This is a genomic window from Erythrobacter sp. S259 (assembly GCF_057364965.1).
Map to the genome: position 1 here is coordinate 1,725,994 of NZ_CP200286.1, position 18,077 is coordinate 1,744,070.

Annotated in this window: 18 protein-coding genes; 5 read left to right on the forward strand and 13 right to left on the reverse strand. The window is 57.5% G+C overall.

Annotated features, from left to right (window positions below):
• Nucleotides 1-2: 2 nt before the first annotated feature.
• From AC0V60_RS08305 to AC0V60_RS08345, 9 genes are all read right to left on the reverse strand, one after another.
• Complete coding sequence (locus AC0V60_RS08305; protein WP_486178007.1) at nt 3-356, reverse strand: hypothetical protein; 354 nt, start codon at nt 354-356, stop codon at nt 3-5.
• Nucleotides 357-389: 33 nt separating this feature from the next.
• Nucleotides 390-1,838, reverse strand: a complete 1,449-nt coding sequence (cysS, locus tag AC0V60_RS08310; RefSeq protein ID WP_486178008.1) for a cysteine--tRNA ligase — start codon at nt 1,836-1,838, stop codon at nt 390-392.
• 33 nt (nt 1,839-1,871) lie between these two features.
• Nucleotides 1,872-2,450: a carboxymuconolactone decarboxylase family protein gene (locus AC0V60_RS08315; protein WP_486178009.1), complete on the reverse strand. Its 579-nt coding sequence runs from the start codon at nt 2,448-2,450 to the stop codon at nt 1,872-1,874.
• A 5-nt stretch (nt 2,451-2,455) separates the two neighbouring features.
• Nucleotides 2,456-3,118 carry a nitroreductase gene (locus AC0V60_RS08320; protein WP_486178010.1) on the reverse strand — a complete coding sequence of 221 codons (663 nt, stop codon included), beginning with the start codon at nt 3,116-3,118 and terminating at the stop codon, nt 2,456-2,458.
• Nucleotides 3,115-3,462, reverse strand: coding sequence for a hypothetical protein (locus tag AC0V60_RS08325; RefSeq protein ID WP_486178011.1), 348 nt, complete (start codon nt 3,460-3,462; stop codon nt 3,115-3,117). Before AC0V60_RS08325 ends, AC0V60_RS08320 begins: the two co-directional genes overlap by 4 nt.
• A gap of 110 nt (nt 3,463-3,572) precedes the next feature.
• Entirely contained in the window at nt 3,573-5,411 is a 1,839-nt protein-coding gene (gene cobT, locus AC0V60_RS08330) for a cobaltochelatase subunit CobT (RefSeq protein WP_486178012.1), read from the reverse strand.
• A gap of 63 nt (nt 5,412-5,474) precedes the next feature.
• On the reverse strand, nt 5,475-5,798 hold the full coding sequence (locus AC0V60_RS08335; RefSeq protein WP_486178013.1) for a hypothetical protein: 324 nt from the start codon (nt 5,796-5,798) through the stop codon (nt 5,475-5,477).
• Between the two features lie 31 nt (nt 5,799-5,829).
• Nucleotides 5,830-6,483, reverse strand: coding sequence for a fructose-6-phosphate aldolase (gene fsa / locus AC0V60_RS08340; RefSeq protein WP_486178014.1), 654 nt, complete (start codon nt 6,481-6,483; stop codon nt 5,830-5,832).
• A 111-nt stretch (nt 6,484-6,594) separates the two neighbouring features.
• Nucleotides 6,595-7,290, reverse strand: coding sequence for a DUF4197 domain-containing protein (locus tag AC0V60_RS08345; protein WP_486178015.1), 696 nt, complete (start codon nt 7,288-7,290; stop codon nt 6,595-6,597).
• Nucleotides 7,291-7,345: 55 nt separating this feature from the next.
• Here AC0V60_RS08345 and AC0V60_RS08350 point away from each other — a divergent pair, with 55 nt between their 5' ends.
• Both AC0V60_RS08350 and AC0V60_RS08355 read left to right on the forward strand, forming a co-directional pair.
• The gene (locus tag AC0V60_RS08350) at nt 7,346-9,514 is read left to right on the forward strand and encodes a primosomal protein N' (RefSeq protein WP_486178016.1); all 2,169 of its coding nucleotides are present in this window, start codon (nt 7,346-7,348) and stop codon (nt 9,512-9,514) included.
• A gap of 33 nt (nt 9,515-9,547) precedes the next feature.
• Nucleotides 9,548-11,137 carry a cryptochrome/photolyase family protein gene (locus AC0V60_RS08355; protein WP_486178017.1) on the forward strand — a complete coding sequence of 530 codons (1,590 nt, stop codon included), beginning with the start codon at nt 9,548-9,550 and terminating at the stop codon, nt 11,135-11,137.
• Between the two features lie 39 nt (nt 11,138-11,176).
• On the opposite strand, the gene AC0V60_RS08360 is transcribed toward AC0V60_RS08355, so the two are convergent.
• Nucleotides 11,177-11,557, reverse strand: coding sequence for a nuclear transport factor 2 family protein (locus AC0V60_RS08360; RefSeq protein ID WP_486178018.1), 381 nt, complete (start codon nt 11,555-11,557; stop codon nt 11,177-11,179).
• Between the two features lie 57 nt (nt 11,558-11,614).
• Nucleotides 11,615-12,376 (reverse strand): siderophore-interacting protein, encoded by a 762-nt coding sequence (locus AC0V60_RS08365; protein WP_486178019.1) that lies wholly within the window; start codon nt 12,374-12,376, stop codon nt 11,615-11,617.
• Between the two features lie 115 nt (nt 12,377-12,491).
• Here AC0V60_RS08365 and AC0V60_RS08370 point away from each other — a divergent pair, with 115 nt between their 5' ends.
• The 3 genes from AC0V60_RS08370 to AC0V60_RS08380 all read left to right on the forward strand — a co-directional run bounded on the left by AC0V60_RS08370 (nt 12,492) and on the right by AC0V60_RS08380 (nt 16,215).
• A complete protein-coding gene (locus AC0V60_RS08370; protein ID WP_486178020.1) occupies nt 12,492-13,124 on the forward strand; it encodes a glutathione S-transferase family protein in 633 nt (210 codons plus the stop codon).
• A gap of 8 nt (nt 13,125-13,132) precedes the next feature.
• Entirely contained in the window at nt 13,133-13,918 is a 786-nt protein-coding gene (locus AC0V60_RS08375) for an SDR family NAD(P)-dependent oxidoreductase (RefSeq protein ID WP_486178021.1), read from the forward strand.
• A 182-nt stretch (nt 13,919-14,100) separates the two neighbouring features.
• Nucleotides 14,101-16,215, forward strand: coding sequence for a sensor histidine kinase (locus AC0V60_RS08380; RefSeq protein WP_486179469.1), 2,115 nt, complete (start codon nt 14,101-14,103; stop codon nt 16,213-16,215).
• Between the two features lie 242 nt (nt 16,216-16,457).
• Here the strand turns inward: AC0V60_RS08380 and ada are convergent, their stop codons facing one another.
• Together ada and AC0V60_RS08390 are read right to left on the reverse strand one after the other, a co-directional pair.
• Nucleotides 16,458-17,507 carry a bifunctional DNA-binding transcriptional regulator/O6-methylguanine-DNA methyltransferase Ada gene (ada, locus tag AC0V60_RS08385; protein WP_486178022.1) on the reverse strand — a complete coding sequence of 350 codons (1,050 nt, stop codon included), beginning with the start codon at nt 17,505-17,507 and terminating at the stop codon, nt 16,458-16,460.
• 71 nt (nt 17,508-17,578) lie between these two features.
• Entirely contained in the window at nt 17,579-17,980 is a 402-nt protein-coding gene (locus AC0V60_RS08390; RefSeq protein ID WP_486178023.1) for an SRPBCC family protein, read from the reverse strand.
• Nucleotides 17,981-18,077: the final 97 nt, after the last annotated feature.

Below are 18,077 nucleotides of genomic sequence, written 5' to 3' on the forward strand. Positions count from 1 at the left end.
CGTTACGCGCGGAATGCAAGCCACGCCACCCCAAGTAAGAATGGAAGGCCTGCAAGGTCTGCAATCGCTATACGCTTAAGCGGCTCGGGAAAGCCGGCACCGGCGTAAAGCACTAGGAAACTCAGCATGCTGATCCCAACCACTAACACCGCCAATCTGCGCCCATCAGGCACAAACGCCGCCCAAACACAGGCGACGAACACCGCAAGAAACAGTGCGGCACGGTGCTGCATGAGGAGGAACAGCGGGCTGTCAGCTGCAATGCCATACAAAGAGGTCAATGTCGCAGGTCGAAACAAGGCGGCGGCTGGAAGCGCGTGGATTGCAGCAAGGACGAGCCATAATATAGGTTGCATCACGAAACTTACCTAGCGAAGGCTACGAGATGGTCAACCCAGCTTCCAATCCCAGCCCAGCGGATCGCCATCCATCACGTCCACGCCTTTGGCAGCAAGTTCATCGCGGATCGCGTCAGAGGCAGCAAAGTCCTTTTCAGCGCGCGCAGCCCTGCGGCGGGCGATCGCGTCTTCGATTTCATTCTCGGTAATCTCAGCGGAGACCGGACGAATACGCAGGTCTCCGCGGGTGAGCCCAAAAAGATTGAGCCCCAGCACCGCGTCCATATGCTCAACCACAGCACGCTTAACCTCAGGCGCGACCTTCTTGACCGCGAGGGCGTCTTCCAAAGCCGTCAGCGCCACCGGCGTGCCAAGGTCTTCGCAAATCGCCTCATCGAACTTGGCAAGCGGGGCTGCAAACTTCGGGTGCTCGGCAACCGGCTGGCTCTCGGCGTCCTTCAGCCGCTCGGCCGCCATCACCATGCGCTTCAGCCGCGTCAGAGCCGCCTCGAGCCCTTCCCAGCTAAACTCCAACTCAGAGCGGTAGTGCGCCTGCAGGCACATCATGCGGTAGGCAAGCGGGTGAAAGCCTTTGTCGACGAGCAGTTGCAGCCGCAAGAATTCCCCAGAGGACTTCGACATTTTGCCGGAGCGCTCAACAAGGAAATTGTTGTGCATCCAGATGTTCGCGCCCGAATTGCGCGCTTCGCTCAGCCCCTCACCCCCGCAGCATGAAAACGCCTGGTTCTGCGCGATTTCATTGGGGTGGTGGATTTCGCGGTGGTCGATCCCGCCGGTGTGAATATCGAAGGGGAAGCCAAGCAGCTTCTCGCCCATGACAGAGCATTCAAGGTGCCAACCGGGCGCACCTTTGCCCCAAGGTGACTCCCATTCCATCTGGCGCGTTTCGCCCGCCGGGGTCTTGCGCCAAATCGCAAAGTCGCCCGCGTTGCGCTTACCTTCCAGCTTCTCAATACGGCCCTCACCCTCTTCGGTCACGGCGCGCGCAAGCTTGCCGTAATCCGCGACGGTGGAGATGTCGAAATAGAGGCCGCTTTCAAGCTCATAGCAGTGCGCATCCGCGATGCTCTTGCCCCATGCGATCATCTCTTCGACATATTCGGTGGCGCGCGGGTGCTGCTTTTGCTGCACATTGAGGCGCGCCAGATCGGCTTCAAAATCGGCCTGATAAAAGGCGGCGATATCCCAGGCAGACTTGCCCTGCGTCGCTGCCATTTTCTCCATCTTGTCCTCGCCCTCATCAGCATCAGACGTCAGATGCCCCACATCAGTGATGTTGATGACATGGGTGAGTTTGAGCCCCTTGTATTGGAGCGTCCGGCCGAGCGTATCGGCGAACACATAGGCGCGCATATTGCCGATGTGCTGATAGTTGTAGACCGTGGGCCCGCAAGAATAGACCCGCGCCTCGCCATCGTGGACGGGGGTAAAGGGTTCGATTTCGCGGGTGAGCGAGTTGAAGAGTTTGAGCTCTGACATAGCCACGGGCTTTTATGCGAGCGGCGATTTGGGTCAACCGTCCCAATCGCGCGAGGCAAAGGTTTCTTTGGCAAAGGCGAGCGGTTCCGCCTCAAGCTCGCTGCCAATCGTGTCATTGTAGCGGTTGAGGAACCCGAAGAGCGATATCACCGCCACAATCTCAACAATCTGCTTGTTGGAATAGTGCTTTTTAAGCTCATCGAAATGCGCATCACTCGCGCCATTGGGCACCTGCCCACCGGCAAGCGCAAGATCGAGTGCCGCACGTTCGGCATCGGTAAACAGGTCGCTTGTTTGGTATTCCCAAACTCGCGCGACCTTCTCAGCATCCCCGCCAGCGCGCTGCGCCTGATGCGCCGTGTGCGCCATGCAGTATCGGCAACCCGCCGCACTACTGGCAACCGCTGCGATCATGTTCTTGAGAGAACGATCCAGCTCACCCCCACCAAGGATATTGGCCGCGAAAGGTGCAAAGGTCTGAGCCAATTCAGGCCAATGCGCCATAGAGACAGAGGAATTGGGCAAGAAGCCCATAAAGGCCTCCGCCATTGCAAAACCTTGCTTTTGCTCAGGAGTAAGCTCGTCCTCGGCCGGTGGGTCGATGCGCGCCACCGGCTTTACTCAAAGCCGTGAAAGCTGACGTGTTCGTCCAAAGGCACCCGTTCACGCTCAAAATTGTTGAGCGGGGCATCCGGGTCGCGGTAGCCGATCGCCATACCGCAAAAGAGCATATACCGCTCATGATCGAGGCCAAGGTGATCGCGGATCGTGTTCGCATACATCGCCATCGCCTCCTGATAGCAGCTGTCGAGGCCCTCTTCGCGCAGCAGCAAAGCGACGGTTTGCAGCCACATGCCCGTATCCGACCACTGGGGCTCTTTCATAAAGCGCGGGAAGTAAGTGAACATGACGACCGGCGCATCAAAGCTGGTGGTGTTGCGCGCCATCGCCTTCATGCGCGCCTCAGTGTCATCGCGCGCAATCCCCATCGCACCAAACATGCCAGCACCCACCGCGTGAAGGCGCGATTTGTAGGCGTCTTCTTGCTCTGGAGCCGTCCAGTCATATTCCGGCTTTTGCGGGCCGTTCTCGATGATCTTGGCCTGAAGTTGTTTGAGCGAGTCCCCGGTAACAACAGCGGCTTCCCAAGGTTGGAAGTTGCAGCCTGACGCGGCCCAACGCGCAGTGTCGAGCACGCGGCGGATGGTTTCAAGCTCGACCTTTTGGTCGGTGAACATGCGCACAGAGCGGCGGCTGGTGACGGCTTCGGTTACGTTCATTCGGGATAGCTCCTAGTGACTTCGATCGTTCCTACAATCGCAGCGTTGAAATCGTCCAATTCTTCGGCTGGAATCCAGTATTCGGCGTGCTCTTTTCCGCCCGCTAGCTGCACATCGTATTGGTCGAGGTAGTCTTTGCGCACTTCGAACCGCGTGACAAATCCAGAGCCGCTTGCTCGCACGTTCCAGTCACGCGCGATCTTGATCGCATATTCTTCGGTCGTGACGGGATAAAAAATCGGTTGTTCGGGCAGACGTGGAGGCCAGACTTTCCAGCCTGAGTCTTCAACAAGCTTGAGCTCTTGCGGGCCTGTTGGCCTCCAAAGAGTGACGGTTTCAACCAAGTTGTAACTCCTCCCTCGTCACCCCGGCGAAGGCCGGGGTCCAGATAACATCGCGTCTTAACACCAGCCTTAGCTGGATTCCTGCCTTCGCAGGAATGACGAATTGTTCTTCACCGCCGCCGTCCGCCCTTTTCATCCTCGAACAGCTCCGCGAGCTGCTCCATGATCGTGCCGCCGAGTTGCTCGACGTCCATGATCGTCACCGCGCGGCGGTAGTAGCGGGTTACGTCGTGGCCGATGCCGATGGCGACGAGTTGAACAGGGCTGACGTTCTCGATCCAGTCGATCACGCCGCGAAGATGGGCTTCCAGATAGCCGGCCGAATTCACGCTGAGCGTAGAATCATCCACTGGCGCGCCGTCGGAGATCACCATTAGGATGCGGCGTTCCTCAGGGCGATAGACCAGCCGCGAGTGCGCCCACAAAAGCGCTTCGCCGTCGATATTCTCTTTGAGCAGCCCCTCGCGCATCATCAGGCCCAGATTTCGGCGCGCGCGGCGCCATGGTTCGTCGGCTTGTTTGTAGATGATGTGGCGCAGATCGTTGAGGCGGCCGGGACCTTGCGGCTTGCCATCGGCGAGCCACGCCTCGCGCGATTGACCGCCTTTCCACGCCTTGGTCGTAAAGCCGAGGATTTCGGTCTTCACCCCGCACCGCTCCAACGTGCGCGCAAGGATATCGGCGCTGATCGCGGCAATCGAAATCGGCCGCCCGCGCATTGAGCCTGAATTGTCGATCAGCAAGGTCACAATCGTGTCCTTGAACTCCACATCGCGCTCGACCTTGTAAGACAGCGCCGTACCGGGAGAGACGATTACGCGGCTAAGGCGCGCTGCGTCCAAAACGCCCTCTTCTTGATCGAAGTCCCAGCTGCGATTTTGCTGCGCCATCAAGCGGCGTTGCAAACGGTTGGCTAGCCGTGTCACCACGCCTTGAAGTCCCGTCAGCTGGCTGTCGAGATAAGCGCGGAGGCGGTCGAGTTCCTCCGCATCGCACAGCTCTGGCGCTTCGATTTCTTCGTCGAACTTCTCTGTAAAGGCCTTGTAGTCGAGGCCTTCGGGAATGTCGGCTTGCGGGCGGTTTGGACGCGTGGGCGCGTTGGAGGCATCGCCGTCTTCGCCGGGCTCCCCTTCCTCAAAATCCTCATCGCCCTGCATCTCGGCCTCGGTGTCACCGTCAGCCTCGCCCTCTTGCATTTCGCCTGCAACATCGGCGGCGTCGGGCTCTGCCTCGCCTTCCTGCTGCTCATCGCCCGCGTCCTCTTCGTCTTGGCCGTCATCCTCGTCGGAATCGTCTTCGTCAGTCTGATCCTGATCTTCGGTAGGCCGCGTCAGGTCCAAGTCACGAAGCATGTCGAGCGCGAGTTTCTGGAAGGCCTCTTGGTCGCCAAGGCTATCTGCGAGCGCGGACAAATCGCCACCCACCGCCTTCTCAATCGCCTCGCGCACAAGGCTTAGGCCCGTGACGGCTCGCTCTGGGATAGGCTCTCCGGTGAGTTCCTCGCGCACCATGAGCGCCAGCGCGGTCTGCAAAGGCACTTCGGAGGCATTTTGCGCGCGGGTAATGCCGTCGGAATTGAGGCGCATCTCGGTCGCGTCATCAAGGTTTGCTTTTATACCGCCGAACCGGTTTGCGCCAAGCGCTTCGTAGCGCACCTGCTCGATCGCATCGAAGCATGCGCGCGCGACCGGCTCAGGTGGTGCGTTCACGGCATGAAGCCCTGCATCATGGTGGCGCAGTTTTAGCGCGAAACTGTCAGCAAAGCCGCGCGCTTCGCTCACTTGCTCTGCTGGCAAATCGCGGCCCGGAAGAGGCACTCGGAAGCGGTTGCCAGATGCGCCGGGCACGTCTGCGCTCCATGCGACTTCAACCTCAGCATCCTGAGCGATGGCCCGCGATGCTCCGGTGAGCGCTTGTTTGAATTTATCGAGAGGGGTTTCTTCGGTCACGCAGAATCCAGATGAGACATTGACTAGGGTCAGTGCCTCATGCCTCTAGTCATCTAAAGCCGATTAATCAAAAACCTCGTGGTCGTCGTCATCGACCCACCGCCGCTTGAGCATGAAATAGTAAAAAACGAAACACAGCGCTGCAGGAACCGCTAGCCTCAAAAGGACAGTGAAATATGAGGCCAATAGGTTTCCTGCAAGGTCCGCCGGCATGGCGGCCTCGACCTGGTAGGCGAATATAAGGGACAAAACCAAAGCCGACACACAGGTCGTCGCGAGAGCCCTTTGCAGCGGTGGCTGTGTCTTGAAAACGAAGAACGAGACGAACCAGTTGAGCACAGCAATGTAAACTAATGGCAATATTGTTAGGATGACGAAACCGATCATAAGTGCGCCCTGATAATTCTATCCATTACCATCAAACGATGCTTTGCCCCGTTGCTTCCCAATCCTTGAGGAAGCCTTCGATGCCTTTGTCGGTCAGCACGTGGTTGAACAGTGCATGGATCACTTTGGGCGGCGCGGTCATGACGTCGGCTCCGATCTTGGCGCTTTCGAGCACGTGGGTGACGTGGCGCACGGATGCGACGAGGATTTCGGTTTCGAAACCGTAATTGTCATAGATCAGGCGGATGTCTTCGATAAGGTCCATACCGTCAAAGCCATTGTCGTCGTGGCGACCTACGAAGGGCGAGATGAAAGTTGCACCTGCTTTGGCAGCGAGGAGCGCTTGGTTGGCTGAGAAGCACAGCGTCACATTGACCATCGTGCCCTCGCCCGTCAGCGCCTTGCAGGTCTTGAGACCATCAACCGTCAGCGGCACTTTGATGCAGACATTGTCAGCGATTTTGCGAAGGACTTCGGCCTCTTTCATCATGGTCTCGTGATCGAGAGCGACGACTTCGGCGCTGACCGGACCGTCGGTGATGCCGCAGATCTCTTTCGTAACTTCCATAAAATCGCGGCCCGATTTGTGGATCAGCGAAGGGTTGGTTGTAACCCCGTCCAAAAGGCCCGTTGCAGCAAGGTCCTTGATCGCATCAATCTCAGCGGTGTCGGCGAAGAATTTCATGTCGGCTGTGCCTTTCAATCGAGTCGGTTGCAAATTGGAATGCCGCCGCACTCACGAGTTTTCAACCAAGTGCCCGAGGTCGCCGGTGACAAACGGTGGATTTCTTGAAGCTTAGAGCGCCCTGCCTAGCCCAAACACACCGATCAGAAGCGGGTCATTGGTCGCCTGCGGGTCAGCTCGGATCAGCGCCTCTTCGGCGCCGATCTCGTTCCAGATTGCATCATCAATATTGCCCGCAAACCCTTGAGCAATGGCGCTAATATCAGTGCCGCTTACCTGCCGTAGAAGCTCTGCCACACCGGGGTTGGAGGCAATGCGGATCGCGTCCCCCAACTCCGGCACCATCTGTTCGACCAAGCGCCCGCCAAGCTCTCCGCGAAGCGCTGTGGTCGCAGCCTTTGGCCCGCCGCGAACGAGCTGCACCGCATTGGCAAAGCCGATGGTGCGCACTGCTTCGGTAACGATCGGCGCAGCGCGCAATGAGGCATCGACTGCGAAGTCGGCAAAGGCGTCTTCCAATTGGTCCTTCACCAATGATGATGTGAATATGCGGGTCAGAACATTACCGCGCGAACCCAGCACATCCCCTAGTCCCAGCCGCGCGACCTGATTGTCCCAATAGCCGCCATCTGCCGTGAGACGCGCAAAGGCGTTTTCGCTCGAAATAAGGAGCAATCGCCGCACGGCTTCGGTGAGGCTAATGCCGGTGGTGCCTGCGCAAGCGGGCAATGTGAGTGCAGCGGAAAGCGCGAGCCCTCCGCCGATGAACTGGCGGCGCGCGAAGGGTGTGTGCGGGGACTTGTGCATATGTGCCTCTCTCATGGCTGGCTTATCACGATGTGCGTGCATAGATATTGGCACCATGCAGCGCGTCCGAATTCTTGTCCTCAATGCAGCACTTGGGCCTCTTGATTACAAGTTGCCGGATGGAATGGCTGTGGAAGCAGGCAGCGTTGTGGTCGCGCCTTTGGGGCCGCGCACGGTCACAGGCGTGGTGTGGGATGAGGGGCGATTGCCGGGCGCTGAGGTGGATGCATCAAAACTGCGCGCGCTACGCGAAGTCGTGCAAGTCCCCCCTATTTCTCACGCCCTGCGCCGCCTGATTGAGTGGACTTCGGAGTATTACTGCGCTCCATTAGCAAGCGTTGCGCGCATGGTGCTCTCCAGCGGGGGCGCTTTGGGTGGGCCGACCACCACCACCGAATACCGGCTGGTCGAAGGGGCAGTGCCTGAGCGCATGACCCCGCAGCGCGAGGCGGCGATGGATCTACTTCAAGGCGAACAGGGCATCTTGCGCGAATTAGCGGAGGTTTCAGGGGTTTCCACCGGGGTCTTGCGCGGACTTGTGAACCAAGGGGTGATTGAGCCTGTCACGGTCGCCATTGACCGCCCCTATCCGCCCGCAGACGCGGATTTTCACCAGCCCGCCCTGTCCGGCGATCAAATGCGGGTTGCCAAGACCTTAGTACAAGCCGTTGAAAAGCGTACATTTGAACCCTTTCTACTCGATGGGGTCACTGGGTCGGGCAAGACCGAGACTTATTTCGAACCCGTGGCAGAAGCCCTGCGCATGGGGCGTCAGGTCTTGGTGCTGCTACCCGAAATTGCGCTTACCGAAAACTTCCTCACCCGCTTTGAACAGCGCTTTGGGACGCCCCCGGTGCAGTGGCACTCTTCGCTCAAATCAACCGAGCGCAGGCGCGCTTGGCGGGCGATTAGCGAAGGGAGCGCACAGGTCATTGTGGGCGCACGTTCCGCACTTTTTCTGCCATACGCCAATCTCGGGCTGATCGTGGTCGATGAAGCGCATGAGATCAGCTTCAAGCAGGATGACGGCGTGCGATACAATGCGCGTGATGTATCTGTCATGCGCGCGCGTTTCGAGGATATTCCGGTGGTGCTTGCGAGCGCTACCCCAGCGCTGGAAAGCCTCCATATGGCGAACAGCGGAACTTATACAAAGCTGGAACTTCCCAGCCGGTTTGGCGGCGCTGAGCTGCCAGCGATCAAGCTGATTGACCTTACCGAACATAAGCCAGGTGCGGGACGCTGGCTTGCGCAGCCCTTGGTCGAAGGGATTGAGAAGCGGCTGGAGGCCGGCGAGCAATCGCTGCTATTTCTCAACCGGCGCGGTTATGCACCGCTGACGCTTTGTCGCAACTGCGGGCACCGGTTCCAATGTCCCAATTGCAGCGCTTGGATGGTCGAACACCGACTGTCCCGCCGCCTCTCCTGCCACCATTGCGGGCTCGAAGGGCCTGTGCCGGAAAGCTGCCCGGAATGCGGCGTGGCGGACTGCCTTGTTGCCTGCGGGCCAGGTGTCGAACGCATCGCAGATGAAGTCGCCGAGCTGTTCCCCGAAGCGCGCGTCGCGGTGGCCACTTCTGACACATTGGGCTCACCCGAACGAGCCGCAGAATTCATAGCCAAGGCCGAAGCCAAAGCGATTGACGTGATTGTGGGCACGCAGCTTGTGACCAAGGGCTTTCACTTCCCTGAACTCACGCTTGTGGGCGTGGTGGACGCAGACCTTGGCCTCGAAGGCGGAGACCTGCGCGCAGCAGAACGCACCTATCAGCAGGTCGCCCAAGTCGCCGGACGCGCGGGCCGGGGCTCGAAGCCGGGTGAAGTTCTCATTCAAACGCGCCACCCCGAAGCCACCGTCATAGCCGCGCTTGCCGATGGCGACCGCGATGGGTTTTACGAAGCGGAGACCGAGGCTCGGCGCGATGCAGGGGCTCCGCCCTTTGGCAGATGGGCTGCGATCATCCTCTCGAGCGAAGACGAACGCGAAGTGCGCGATGTTGCCACCCGCATGGGCCATTCGCGCCCGAATTTGAGCGATGTGATGATCTTGGGGCCTGCCCCTGCTCCCATGGCGCTGCTGCGAAACCGCTACCGCTACCGCTTCCTCATCAACGCGCGGCGCAGCGCCAATCTCCAAGGCGCGCTTCGCGATTGGCTTGGGACCCGGGAATTTCCGCCCGGTGTGCGCGTGGGCGTCGATATTGATCCTTATAGCTTTGTTTGAGGCACGATTTGCGCGCCGGTGCGTTAGCGTGGCATGTCTTCTTGCCGCACCCTGATTCCCGTCCTTGGCGACCAACTCACCCGTACCCTCCCCTCTTTGATGGGCGCGGCCAAGAAGGACAGCGTCGTCCTGATGATGGAGGTCTGGGACGAGGCTACTTATGTCAAACACCACAAGCAGAAGATCGCACTCATCTTCGCCGCCATGCGCCATTTCGCCGCGGAGCTTCGCGCAGACGGCTGGAGCGTCGATTATGTAAAGCTTGATGACGACGGCAATTCAGGGGACTTCACAGGCGAGGTCGTCCGCGCCATTGAACGCCGAAATCCAGATGCCATCCGCGTGGTTGAGGCAGGCGAATGGCGGGTGCAGCAAGCGCTCGAAGAATGGCCCGATAAATTTGCCTGCGAGGTTGAAATCCTCACCGATGACCGCTTCATTTGTTCAATCTCAGAGTTCCGCGACTGGGCGAAGGATCGCAAGACCCTTACGATGGAGCATTTCTACCGCGAGATGCGCAAGAAGACCGGGCTTCTTATGGACCGCGATGGCCAAGGCAAAATGGAGCCCGTTGGCGGCAAATGGAACTACGATGCCGAAAATCGCGAGGCGCTCAATGGCGAAGATTTGTTCCTGCCCAAAGTGCCCAAGTTTGAACCCGACGCGATCACCCGTGAAGTCTTGGAACTCGTTGAGAACCGGTTTGGTGACCATTTCGGCAAGTTAGAGCCGTTCGAATGGCCTGCCACCGCTGCGGACGCGGAAAAAGCTGCGGATGCCTTTTTTGAAGAGCGCATTGAGAACTTTGGTCCTTATCAAGATGCGATGGTTTATGGGTCAGATGACCTTTATCACTCGATGCTCTCCACCAGCATCAATTGCGGGCTGCTTGACCCGCTCAAACTGTGTGAGCGCGCTGAAAAAGCATACCGTGACGGCCGCGCGCCATTGAATTCGGTTGAAGGTTTCATCCGTCAAATTATCGGCTGGCGCGAATATGTCCGCGGCTTTTACTGGCACTTTATGCCAGGGCTGAAAACCGACAACGCGATGGATGCTGAGCGCCCTCTTCCGGAGTTTTTCTGGACCGGTGAGACCGATATGCGGTGCCTGTCTGACTGTGTCCGATCGACCCACACCAATGCTCATGCTCACCATATTCAGCGCTTGATGGTGCTAGGGAATTTCTGCCTACTTGCTGGGATCAATCCGGCTGATGTGCAGGACTGGTATCTGGCCGTTTATGCCGATGCCTATGAGTGGGTGGAGCTGCCCAATGTGGCGGGCATGATCCTTTATGCAGATGGCGGAAAGCTTGCAACAAAACCCTATGCGGCCAGCGGCAATTACATCAACAAGATGTCGGATTATTGCAAAGGATGCCGGTACAAAGTCGCTCAGAAAACTGGGCCAGATGCGTGCCCGTTCAACCCGCTCTATTGGCACTTTATGAACCGCCACCGCGAACGTCTCGCAAGCAACCACCGCATCGGCCGCATTTATGCAACATGGGACCGGATGGGGGACGAGAAAAAGCGCGATTATCTTGAGACCGCCGATGCGTTTTTGGAAAGCTTAGAGCCAGCGAAACCCGGCTGGGCCCGAGAGAGCTCAGGCGACTAGGCTGGGGCAGCTTTCGGGGCCCAGCTATTCAGGCCCCATCTATTCGGGTCGCAGCGCCTTCAAGAGGCCAGCGGCAGCAGCGGTATCGACATACTCTCGAAGCTTGGTGATTTTGCCGTCGGCAACCTCGCCCACAATGCACAAAACCAGCTTGAACGTCGATCCATCCGGAAGCGTGCCGCACACGTCGTGCTCCTCGACAAATCCGCCCTCGGTTTGCCAGCGCACCGCGTTCTCGTACCGGAAATCCGGCACAATCGAATGCACCGCCCCTGTGAACTGCATCAAGGTCGATTTGTCAATTGCGGGCCCGCCGTTCTGGCTGCCCTCGAATGTGTCAGCGCACAGAGCCGAGGCGCTTTCAAGATCGTTGACCTCAAGTGCAGTGAAAAGGCGGCGGCAGATTTCGATATTGTCCATAGCGCGCGATGCTAAAGCGCCCAGCCAAGGATGAAAAGCCCGCTCTATTGAACCGGCTTATTGGATCGGTACATCTTGCGCTTCGGCATCCTCGCGCTTCACCACCTTGTGCTGCGTTTCGGTAAGGCCGAGCTTCCAATAGCTGGAAGTGTAGAGGTTTCGCGGTCCAACGCCGGCCTCCTCCCGCAGGAAAGAGCGCAAAAGCTTCATCCCCTCAAACTCGCAGGCCGCCCATCCCGCGATCTCGCAATCAGGCACTTCAACTGAGCGAAGAGCATCGGCCAAAAGCGAAGGATGCAGACCTGGCTGAGGATTCACGATCCAACGCAGTTCCACACCCTCGGGCGCGTCAATCGGGACCGCGTCTTCCTCATGCTGTACCTCTAGCACGGCAACACCTTTGGCACCGCGCGGCATCGCCTCGAGGTTGGCAGTGATCGCAGGCAGAGCCGCCATATCTCCGGCAATGAGGTAAAACCCGCAAGTCTGAGGCAAGGGCTTTGCCGGACCGGGACCGCGAATGGTTATGGGATCGCCTACGTTGGCATTCAGGGCCCAGCTTGTCGCAGGGCCCGCTGCATGATCACCATGAAGCGCGAACAGCACATCAAGCTCGCTCTCCCGCTGACGGCGGATCGTGTAGGTGCGCATCAGAGCTTTCTTGCCCGCACTGCCCGGCTCAAGGATGAGCTTGAAATAGCCGCCATCCTGTCCTTTGGGAAAGCCGCGCAAGGCTTCTCCGCCAAGGGTAATCTGATGCATGGAAGGGGAAACACGCTCGGACGCGGTGACGGTGAGATCGTAGAAAGCTTGAGCCATGCAAGTGCACTTAATGAGAATAATTCGCAATTCAATAGCGGGCGCACAATTTCGCTCGACACGCTCGCCCCATTCGCCCAATCACTGAGGTAAATCATCATAAGGACCCGCCCTCATGCTCACAATTCACCACCTTCGCATCTCGCAATCGGAACGCATTGTCTGGCTGTGCGAGGAGTTGGGGCTTGAATACGATCTCAAGCTTTACAACCGCGATGCAGAGACGCGGCTTGCCCCGCCTGAGTTAAAGGCGCTCCACCCAATGGAAATCGCGCCCGTAATCACCGACGGCGATCTTGTGCTGGGCGAAAGCGGCGCGATTATGGATTATATCGTGGGCAAATATGCACCTGACACTGACCTTGTGCCCGGAGCAAACAACCCCGATTTCGCGCGCCATTTGTATTGGTATCACTTCGCCAATGCGACGCTCATGACCAATGGGATGATGAGCATTGCGGTGAACGCTGTAGGCGCAGAGATGCCGCCACCGCTTGCGAAACGCATTACCAATGCATGGGCGCATATCGAGAAAGCGCTGGGCGAAGCGGATTACTTTGGCGGTTCGAATTTCACGGCGGCAGACATCATGCTCGGTTTCTCCCTTACCACAGCCCGCGCGTTCAACGATATGAGCATTGAGGGCATGCCCAATTTGCAAGCCTATTTGCAATGCATCGGCGCGCGCCCTGCATATCAGGCCGCCATGGCGAAGGCGGAACCGGGCTTTCCGCCGAAACTGGATTGAGGAAAGTTATGCAACCTTACAAAGCCCTAAGCCGCTCCATTGCAGGCCACAAAGCCATCATCACCGGTGCAGCCAGCGGTATGGGCCGGGCCACCGCGCACCTGTTTGCTTCCGAAGGCGCGCACGTTGCGGTGACTGACCTTGATCAGACGAAATGTGACGCAGTTGCCGCAGAGATCAATGCAGCGGGCTATCCCGGCTCTGCCTTCCCCTTGGCCCTCGACGTAAGCGATGAAGCCGCGATCAAAACCGGCGTTGCTGAGATTACAGACAAGCTGGGGGGCCTCGATTTTGTGGTGAACAATGCAGGCTTTGCAAAACATGCTTTGATTGAAGACGAAAGCTATTCCGGGGTTTGGGATCAAAGCGTTGGCGCGATGCTTACAGCGCACCAGCGGATCATCAGGGAGGCCATGCCCCATCTTCGCAAAAGCCAGTGTCCGCGCATCGTCAATATTGCATCGACTGAGGGGCTTGGCGCAACGCCCGGCAATTCGCCTTATGTGGCCGCAAAGCACGGGGTGATCGGGCTCACACGGGGCCTAGCGGTGGATCTTGGCCGCGACGGGATTACGGTCAATTGCATCTGCCCCGGCCCTATTCGAACGGGCATCACGCAGGGCATTCCGGACGAGCACAAAGAAATCTACGCCAAACGCCGCGTGCCGCTTCGCCGGTATGGCATCCCTGAGGAAGTTGCACACATGACGCTCTCACTGGTGCTACCCTCGGCGAGCTTCCTCACCGGTGTTGCGATCCCAGTGGACGGCGGGCTGACGATCAAAAACGCCTGAAGCGCCTGGTTGCAAGCGGGAGGATAGAAAGCAGACGTTGCGTTTGCGACCCAGTTGCGGAAATTATTCTTGTCTCCATCGGCCGACCATTCCCGGACTAGCGCTAAGGCCCGTAACCTGCTTAATAGCCGTTTATGATCGCTGGAGCTAGGTGTTGGTTGGGGAAGCTATTGTCCAGATTGGTGATCCTAAGAGTTGCTTTTGCTGTTGTCGCGGTTGCAGCAGCATTAGAAATACCGTTGCAACAATCCGCGAGATCGCAAGGGAAGTCCATCTGCGCGGAGCTGATAGCTTCGGTCACCAACGGAGAACAATTGGAAAGCGGTGCTGGGAACAGATGCGCTGCTGAGCTACCAACACTCCCTGACGAGCAGCAAGCTGGCTTGATGGAAAACTACCTTCGGCTGCGCGCGAGTTTCATACCGAGAGATGAGCAACCAGCTCTAATCGAACAAGTTGCGCCCAATGCAGCACGCATGCTGAAGGTCCTTGAGATTGGGAGAAGCTTTGAAGAGCCTGGCGACGAGAAAGCCCGAGAACTGGACACGCTCGTTGCGCAATCACGATCTGCCAATGACGAACTGTCTCTGGCTTATCTCAATTTCTATCGAGGCATTCGTGCATTTCAACTGGATGGCGATACGGCTCGGATGGAGTCTTTTCTTCAAGACAGCCTGTCTTTCGCCGAGTCTAACGAGATGGTCGGGCTTTTGCCGGGTGTTGTTGGCGCGCTGGCTGTCAGGGCAAAAGCCGATGGCGACTATGCCGTTGCGATTGAACTTTACGAAAAAAACATCAGTTACAATTCAGCAATCGTTGGAGAAGCGGCCCTTGCTGGCATTTATGCGACGACGTCCAATATAGGGAATATCCTGTTTGACCTTGGGGATTACAAGGCAGCCCTGCGACGCCATGAGAGCGCGTTGGATGGATATCGTAAGCTTGAAACCCGATATGATGAGCGCATCGCGCTGTGCCTATTCAACATGGCAATTGCGTACTCTCGCATGGAAAATCATGATAAAGCAATTACTCTATTCGATGATGCCCGCGAAGCCGCGAGCGCAGGAAATGCCGCTTATCTCGATGGCTATATCGACTTTGAAGAGGCTATTTCCCTTTTCGCGATCGGCGATAGGGGCCGGGCGATTGAGTTAGCGGAGAAATCGATTGAGCCCAGAATAGAGTTCCGGGAACCCAGTGAGGCTGCCGTGGCACTGAATTGGTTGGCTGCGCGATATTTGGAAGTCGATGATTTTAATAAAACCATGGCTGCATTGGATCGGGCACAAATGATCATGGGTCTTCGGGACTCCGGTTCTAAAGGCTTGTTAGACAATCCTGGGAACACCTACTGGGCTCTTGAGTACGCCAAAACGCGTGGACGACTTTTGATGCAATTGGATCGATCTAGTGAAGCCAATCAATATCTTGATGCAGCTTTGACACTTAGCGAAGATCGCTTCGAGCAGGAAAAGGTAAGCGCCATAGTAAACTCTGAATTGCTCTTTGACCTTCGCGATAGAGACGCGTCACTTGAGTTGATGCGTGAAAAGGCGACAGTTGCCGATCTAAGGTTAAGAGAGCAAACCACTCGCAGTATACTTGGTTACTTGGCCGCTGGTCTCGTTGGAGTGCTGGCATTCTTCCTTTACAGATCCTACCGCTTGCAAAGGCGTCTTTCGAAAACCAAGGACACGTTTATTGCCGAGATAAATCATCGTGCAAAAAACAACCTACAGATCCTTTCGAGCCTGCTAAGCATGGAGGCGCGACGCAATCGCGATCCGAAAGTTGACACTAGTTCTCAAGTGGATGGTGCGAACCGCGCTCGGACAATGGCGCTTGTCAATGATCATCTCTTCAATCACAGCAAGCCAGACACGACAAAGGCAGATGTTGGACCATTTCTGGAAGGCCTGATTGAATTGCTTGACGAGAGTCTTGGTCGGGACGACGTGATGCTGAAAGTGAATAGCGTCTCAGCTGAGGTCGATGTTGATCGCCTAACGCCGCTCGGATTGATTGTGTGCGAACTTGTCACCAATGCCTTCAAGCATGCCTTCGCAGAAGGAGGCGGTGCGATCACGGTCACATTGACCGGAGAAGTGGGCTCACTCGTGTTGACCGTTCAAGATACTGGAAATGGGTTTGATCCCCAGAGAGCACGCGTAAGCGATAGCTCGCTTGGGTGGGAGCTATTGCATGATCTTTCGGAGCAGATCGATGGCAAGCTCGACGTTCAAACGGGCGCACAAGGCACGACACTGGAAACTTTCGCTAGCATAGGATCCTAATGTGTCTGGGGCCTCTCAAGAGTTGCCATTGTCATTTTGTTCCCAGTTAGCACCGATGATAGGGGTAAGCGGTGGAGCTTCTAAAGCCCCACTCTCTAAGGACCGACTAGACGCAGATTTGCAGAACAAAACTCCGATGCAGCGCGTGAGTAAGCTACAAACTTACGCTAGAAGCAGACTGTCCGCTCACACCCTCAATTCCAGTCAGTAGGCAGCCCCCTCCTTCAGCCAAGAGCGGCCATTCAATCGCGCCCCTCGCGTTTGAGCAACTCCGCCTTGATCTCTGGCCCATAGGCATAGCCGCCCACCCCGCCACTTGCTGGGACGACGCGGTGGCAGGGGATCAGGACGGCGATGTTGTTCGCGCCATTGGCGCTGCCCACCGCGCGGCTGGCTTTGGGGTTGCCGAGCATAGCGGCTTGCTCACCGTAGCTGCGGGTTTCGCCTGCTGGGATTTTGCGCAAGGCGTCCCAGCAGCGTTGCTGAAACGCGGTGCCTTTGACGTCGAGCGGTATGTGGGAGCTGTCCGAGCTTGGTTCTTCAACAGCGGCGACCACCTGTTTGAACAGAGCTGCGAACTCTTCGCCCGCCTCAATGATATCGGCCTTGGGGAAGCGGGCGCGCAGCTCCTTTTCGCCTTCGCCAAAGGATAGGCAGCAAACGCCCTTTTCGGTTGCTGCAACGAGCATGGTTCCAAGCGAGGTGTCGATCACGCTCCAATGCACACGGCGTCCCTCACCGCCATTTGTCCAATCGCTTGCCTGCATTCCCAGCCGTCCCTTCGTGTCTGCGTAAAAGCGCGATGGCGCAGAGTACCCTGCCGCGTAAAGCGCATCCGTGACGCTCGCCCCAGTTTCCAACGCACCGCGCACGCGTTCTTCGCGAATGGCCCGCGCAAAACCCGCGGGTGAAAGCCCAACGGTGCGTTTGAAAAGGCGCTGAAAATGGGCGGGCGAATAGCCGGTGAGCTCAGACAGCTGATCGAGGGTCAACGCGCCCTTACCCTGCTCGGCGGCACTTCGGATCGCGGAAATAGCAGCCAGCACGCATGCTTCCTCGGCGCTTTGCGTATTGGGCGAACATCGTTTGCAAGCTCTAAGCCCGGCCGCCTCTGCATCGCTGGCGTGTGCGAAAAACTCGACATTCTTGCGCAAAGGAAGGCGCGCAGGGCACGAAGGACGGCAGTAAATGCCGGTAGAGTGCACTCCCGTCACAAACGCGCCATCAAAGCGGCGGTCTTTCGCGCTGATGATTTGCCAGCGCTGGCTATCACTTAGATCGGTTTTGGTCATAGCCCTCCTATGATGGCTTTAAACCATAATCGCATCCCGAGCCTTGCGATCAATGTTAGACGCCCTTCATGTCAGACGTCTTTCTCAAGCGTCTCTTTCAAAGCGCCCAATCCAGCTTGCACGATCCCGCGAATGGTACCCTCCTCGCTATCGGGAAGGACATCTGCGATCCATTGAACGTGGCAGCTGCCGTCTGACCCGGCGAGAACCTGCATCGAGGCATTATGGTGGTCCCACGTCCCGCCGTGCGCCGTCCACGCGATCAGCATCGCCTCGTCATCATGGGCGATAATGGGCTCAACCAAGGTCACATCATTGGTAAAGGTCACTGTGCGCACGTTCTTTTGCGGATCATAATCGCACCGGGCGACCAATTGCGGAACGCTTGTTTCAAGTCCGCCAATATCTCCAACCGCCGCCCAAGTGCCCGAAGCATCACGTTTAATCTCAATCGTCTCGACAATTCTTGCCACGGCGCATTTCCCCTCGCTCACGATTTTTAGACAGTTTAGGAGGCAGCGTAATCGAACCTGACCTTGCCGCCAAGCGGCGCAAAGCACTAGACGCAAA

Bases quoted from the DNA above. Each gene is read 5' to 3' on its own strand.
- AC0V60_RS08320 (WP_486178010.1), bottom strand. From the start codon at position 3,118: ATGAACGTAACCGAAGCCGTCACCAGCCGCCGCTCTGTGCGCATGTTC.
- AC0V60_RS08360 (WP_486178018.1), bottom strand. From the start codon at position 11,557: ATGGACAATATCGAAATCTGCCGCCGCCTTTTCACTGCACTTGAGGTC.
- AC0V60_RS08345 (WP_486178015.1), bottom strand. From the start codon at position 7,290: ATGCACAAGTCCCCGCACACACCCTTCGCGCGCCGCCAGTTCATCGGC.
- cysS (WP_486178008.1), bottom strand. From the start codon at position 1,838: ATGTCAGAGCTCAAACTCTTCAACTCGCTCACCCGCGAAATCGAACCC.
- AC0V60_RS08305 (WP_486178007.1), bottom strand. From the start codon at position 356: ATGCAACCTATATTATGGCTCGTCCTTGCTGCAATCCACGCGCTTCCA.
- AC0V60_RS08355 (WP_486178017.1), top strand. From the start codon at position 9,548: ATGTCTTCTTGCCGCACCCTGATTCCCGTCCTTGGCGACCAACTCACC.
- AC0V60_RS08370 (WP_486178020.1), top strand. From the start codon at position 12,492: ATGCTCACAATTCACCACCTTCGCATCTCGCAATCGGAACGCATTGTC.
- fsa (WP_486178014.1), bottom strand. From the start codon at position 6,483: ATGAAATTCTTCGCCGACACCGCTGAGATTGATGCGATCAAGGACCTT.
- AC0V60_RS08365 (WP_486178019.1), bottom strand. From the start codon at position 12,376: ATGGCTCAAGCTTTCTACGATCTCACCGTCACCGCGTCCGAGCGTGTT.
- AC0V60_RS08375 (WP_486178021.1), top strand. From the start codon at position 13,133: ATGCAACCTTACAAAGCCCTAAGCCGCTCCATTGCAGGCCACAAAGCC.
- AC0V60_RS08350 (WP_486178016.1), top strand. From the start codon at position 7,346: ATGCAGCGCGTCCGAATTCTTGTCCTCAATGCAGCACTTGGGCCTCTT.
- ada (WP_486178022.1), bottom strand. From the start codon at position 17,507: ATGACCAAAACCGATCTAAGTGATAGCCAGCGCTGGCAAATCATCAGC.
- AC0V60_RS08335 (WP_486178013.1), bottom strand. From the start codon at position 5,798: ATGATCGGTTTCGTCATCCTAACAATATTGCCATTAGTTTACATTGCT.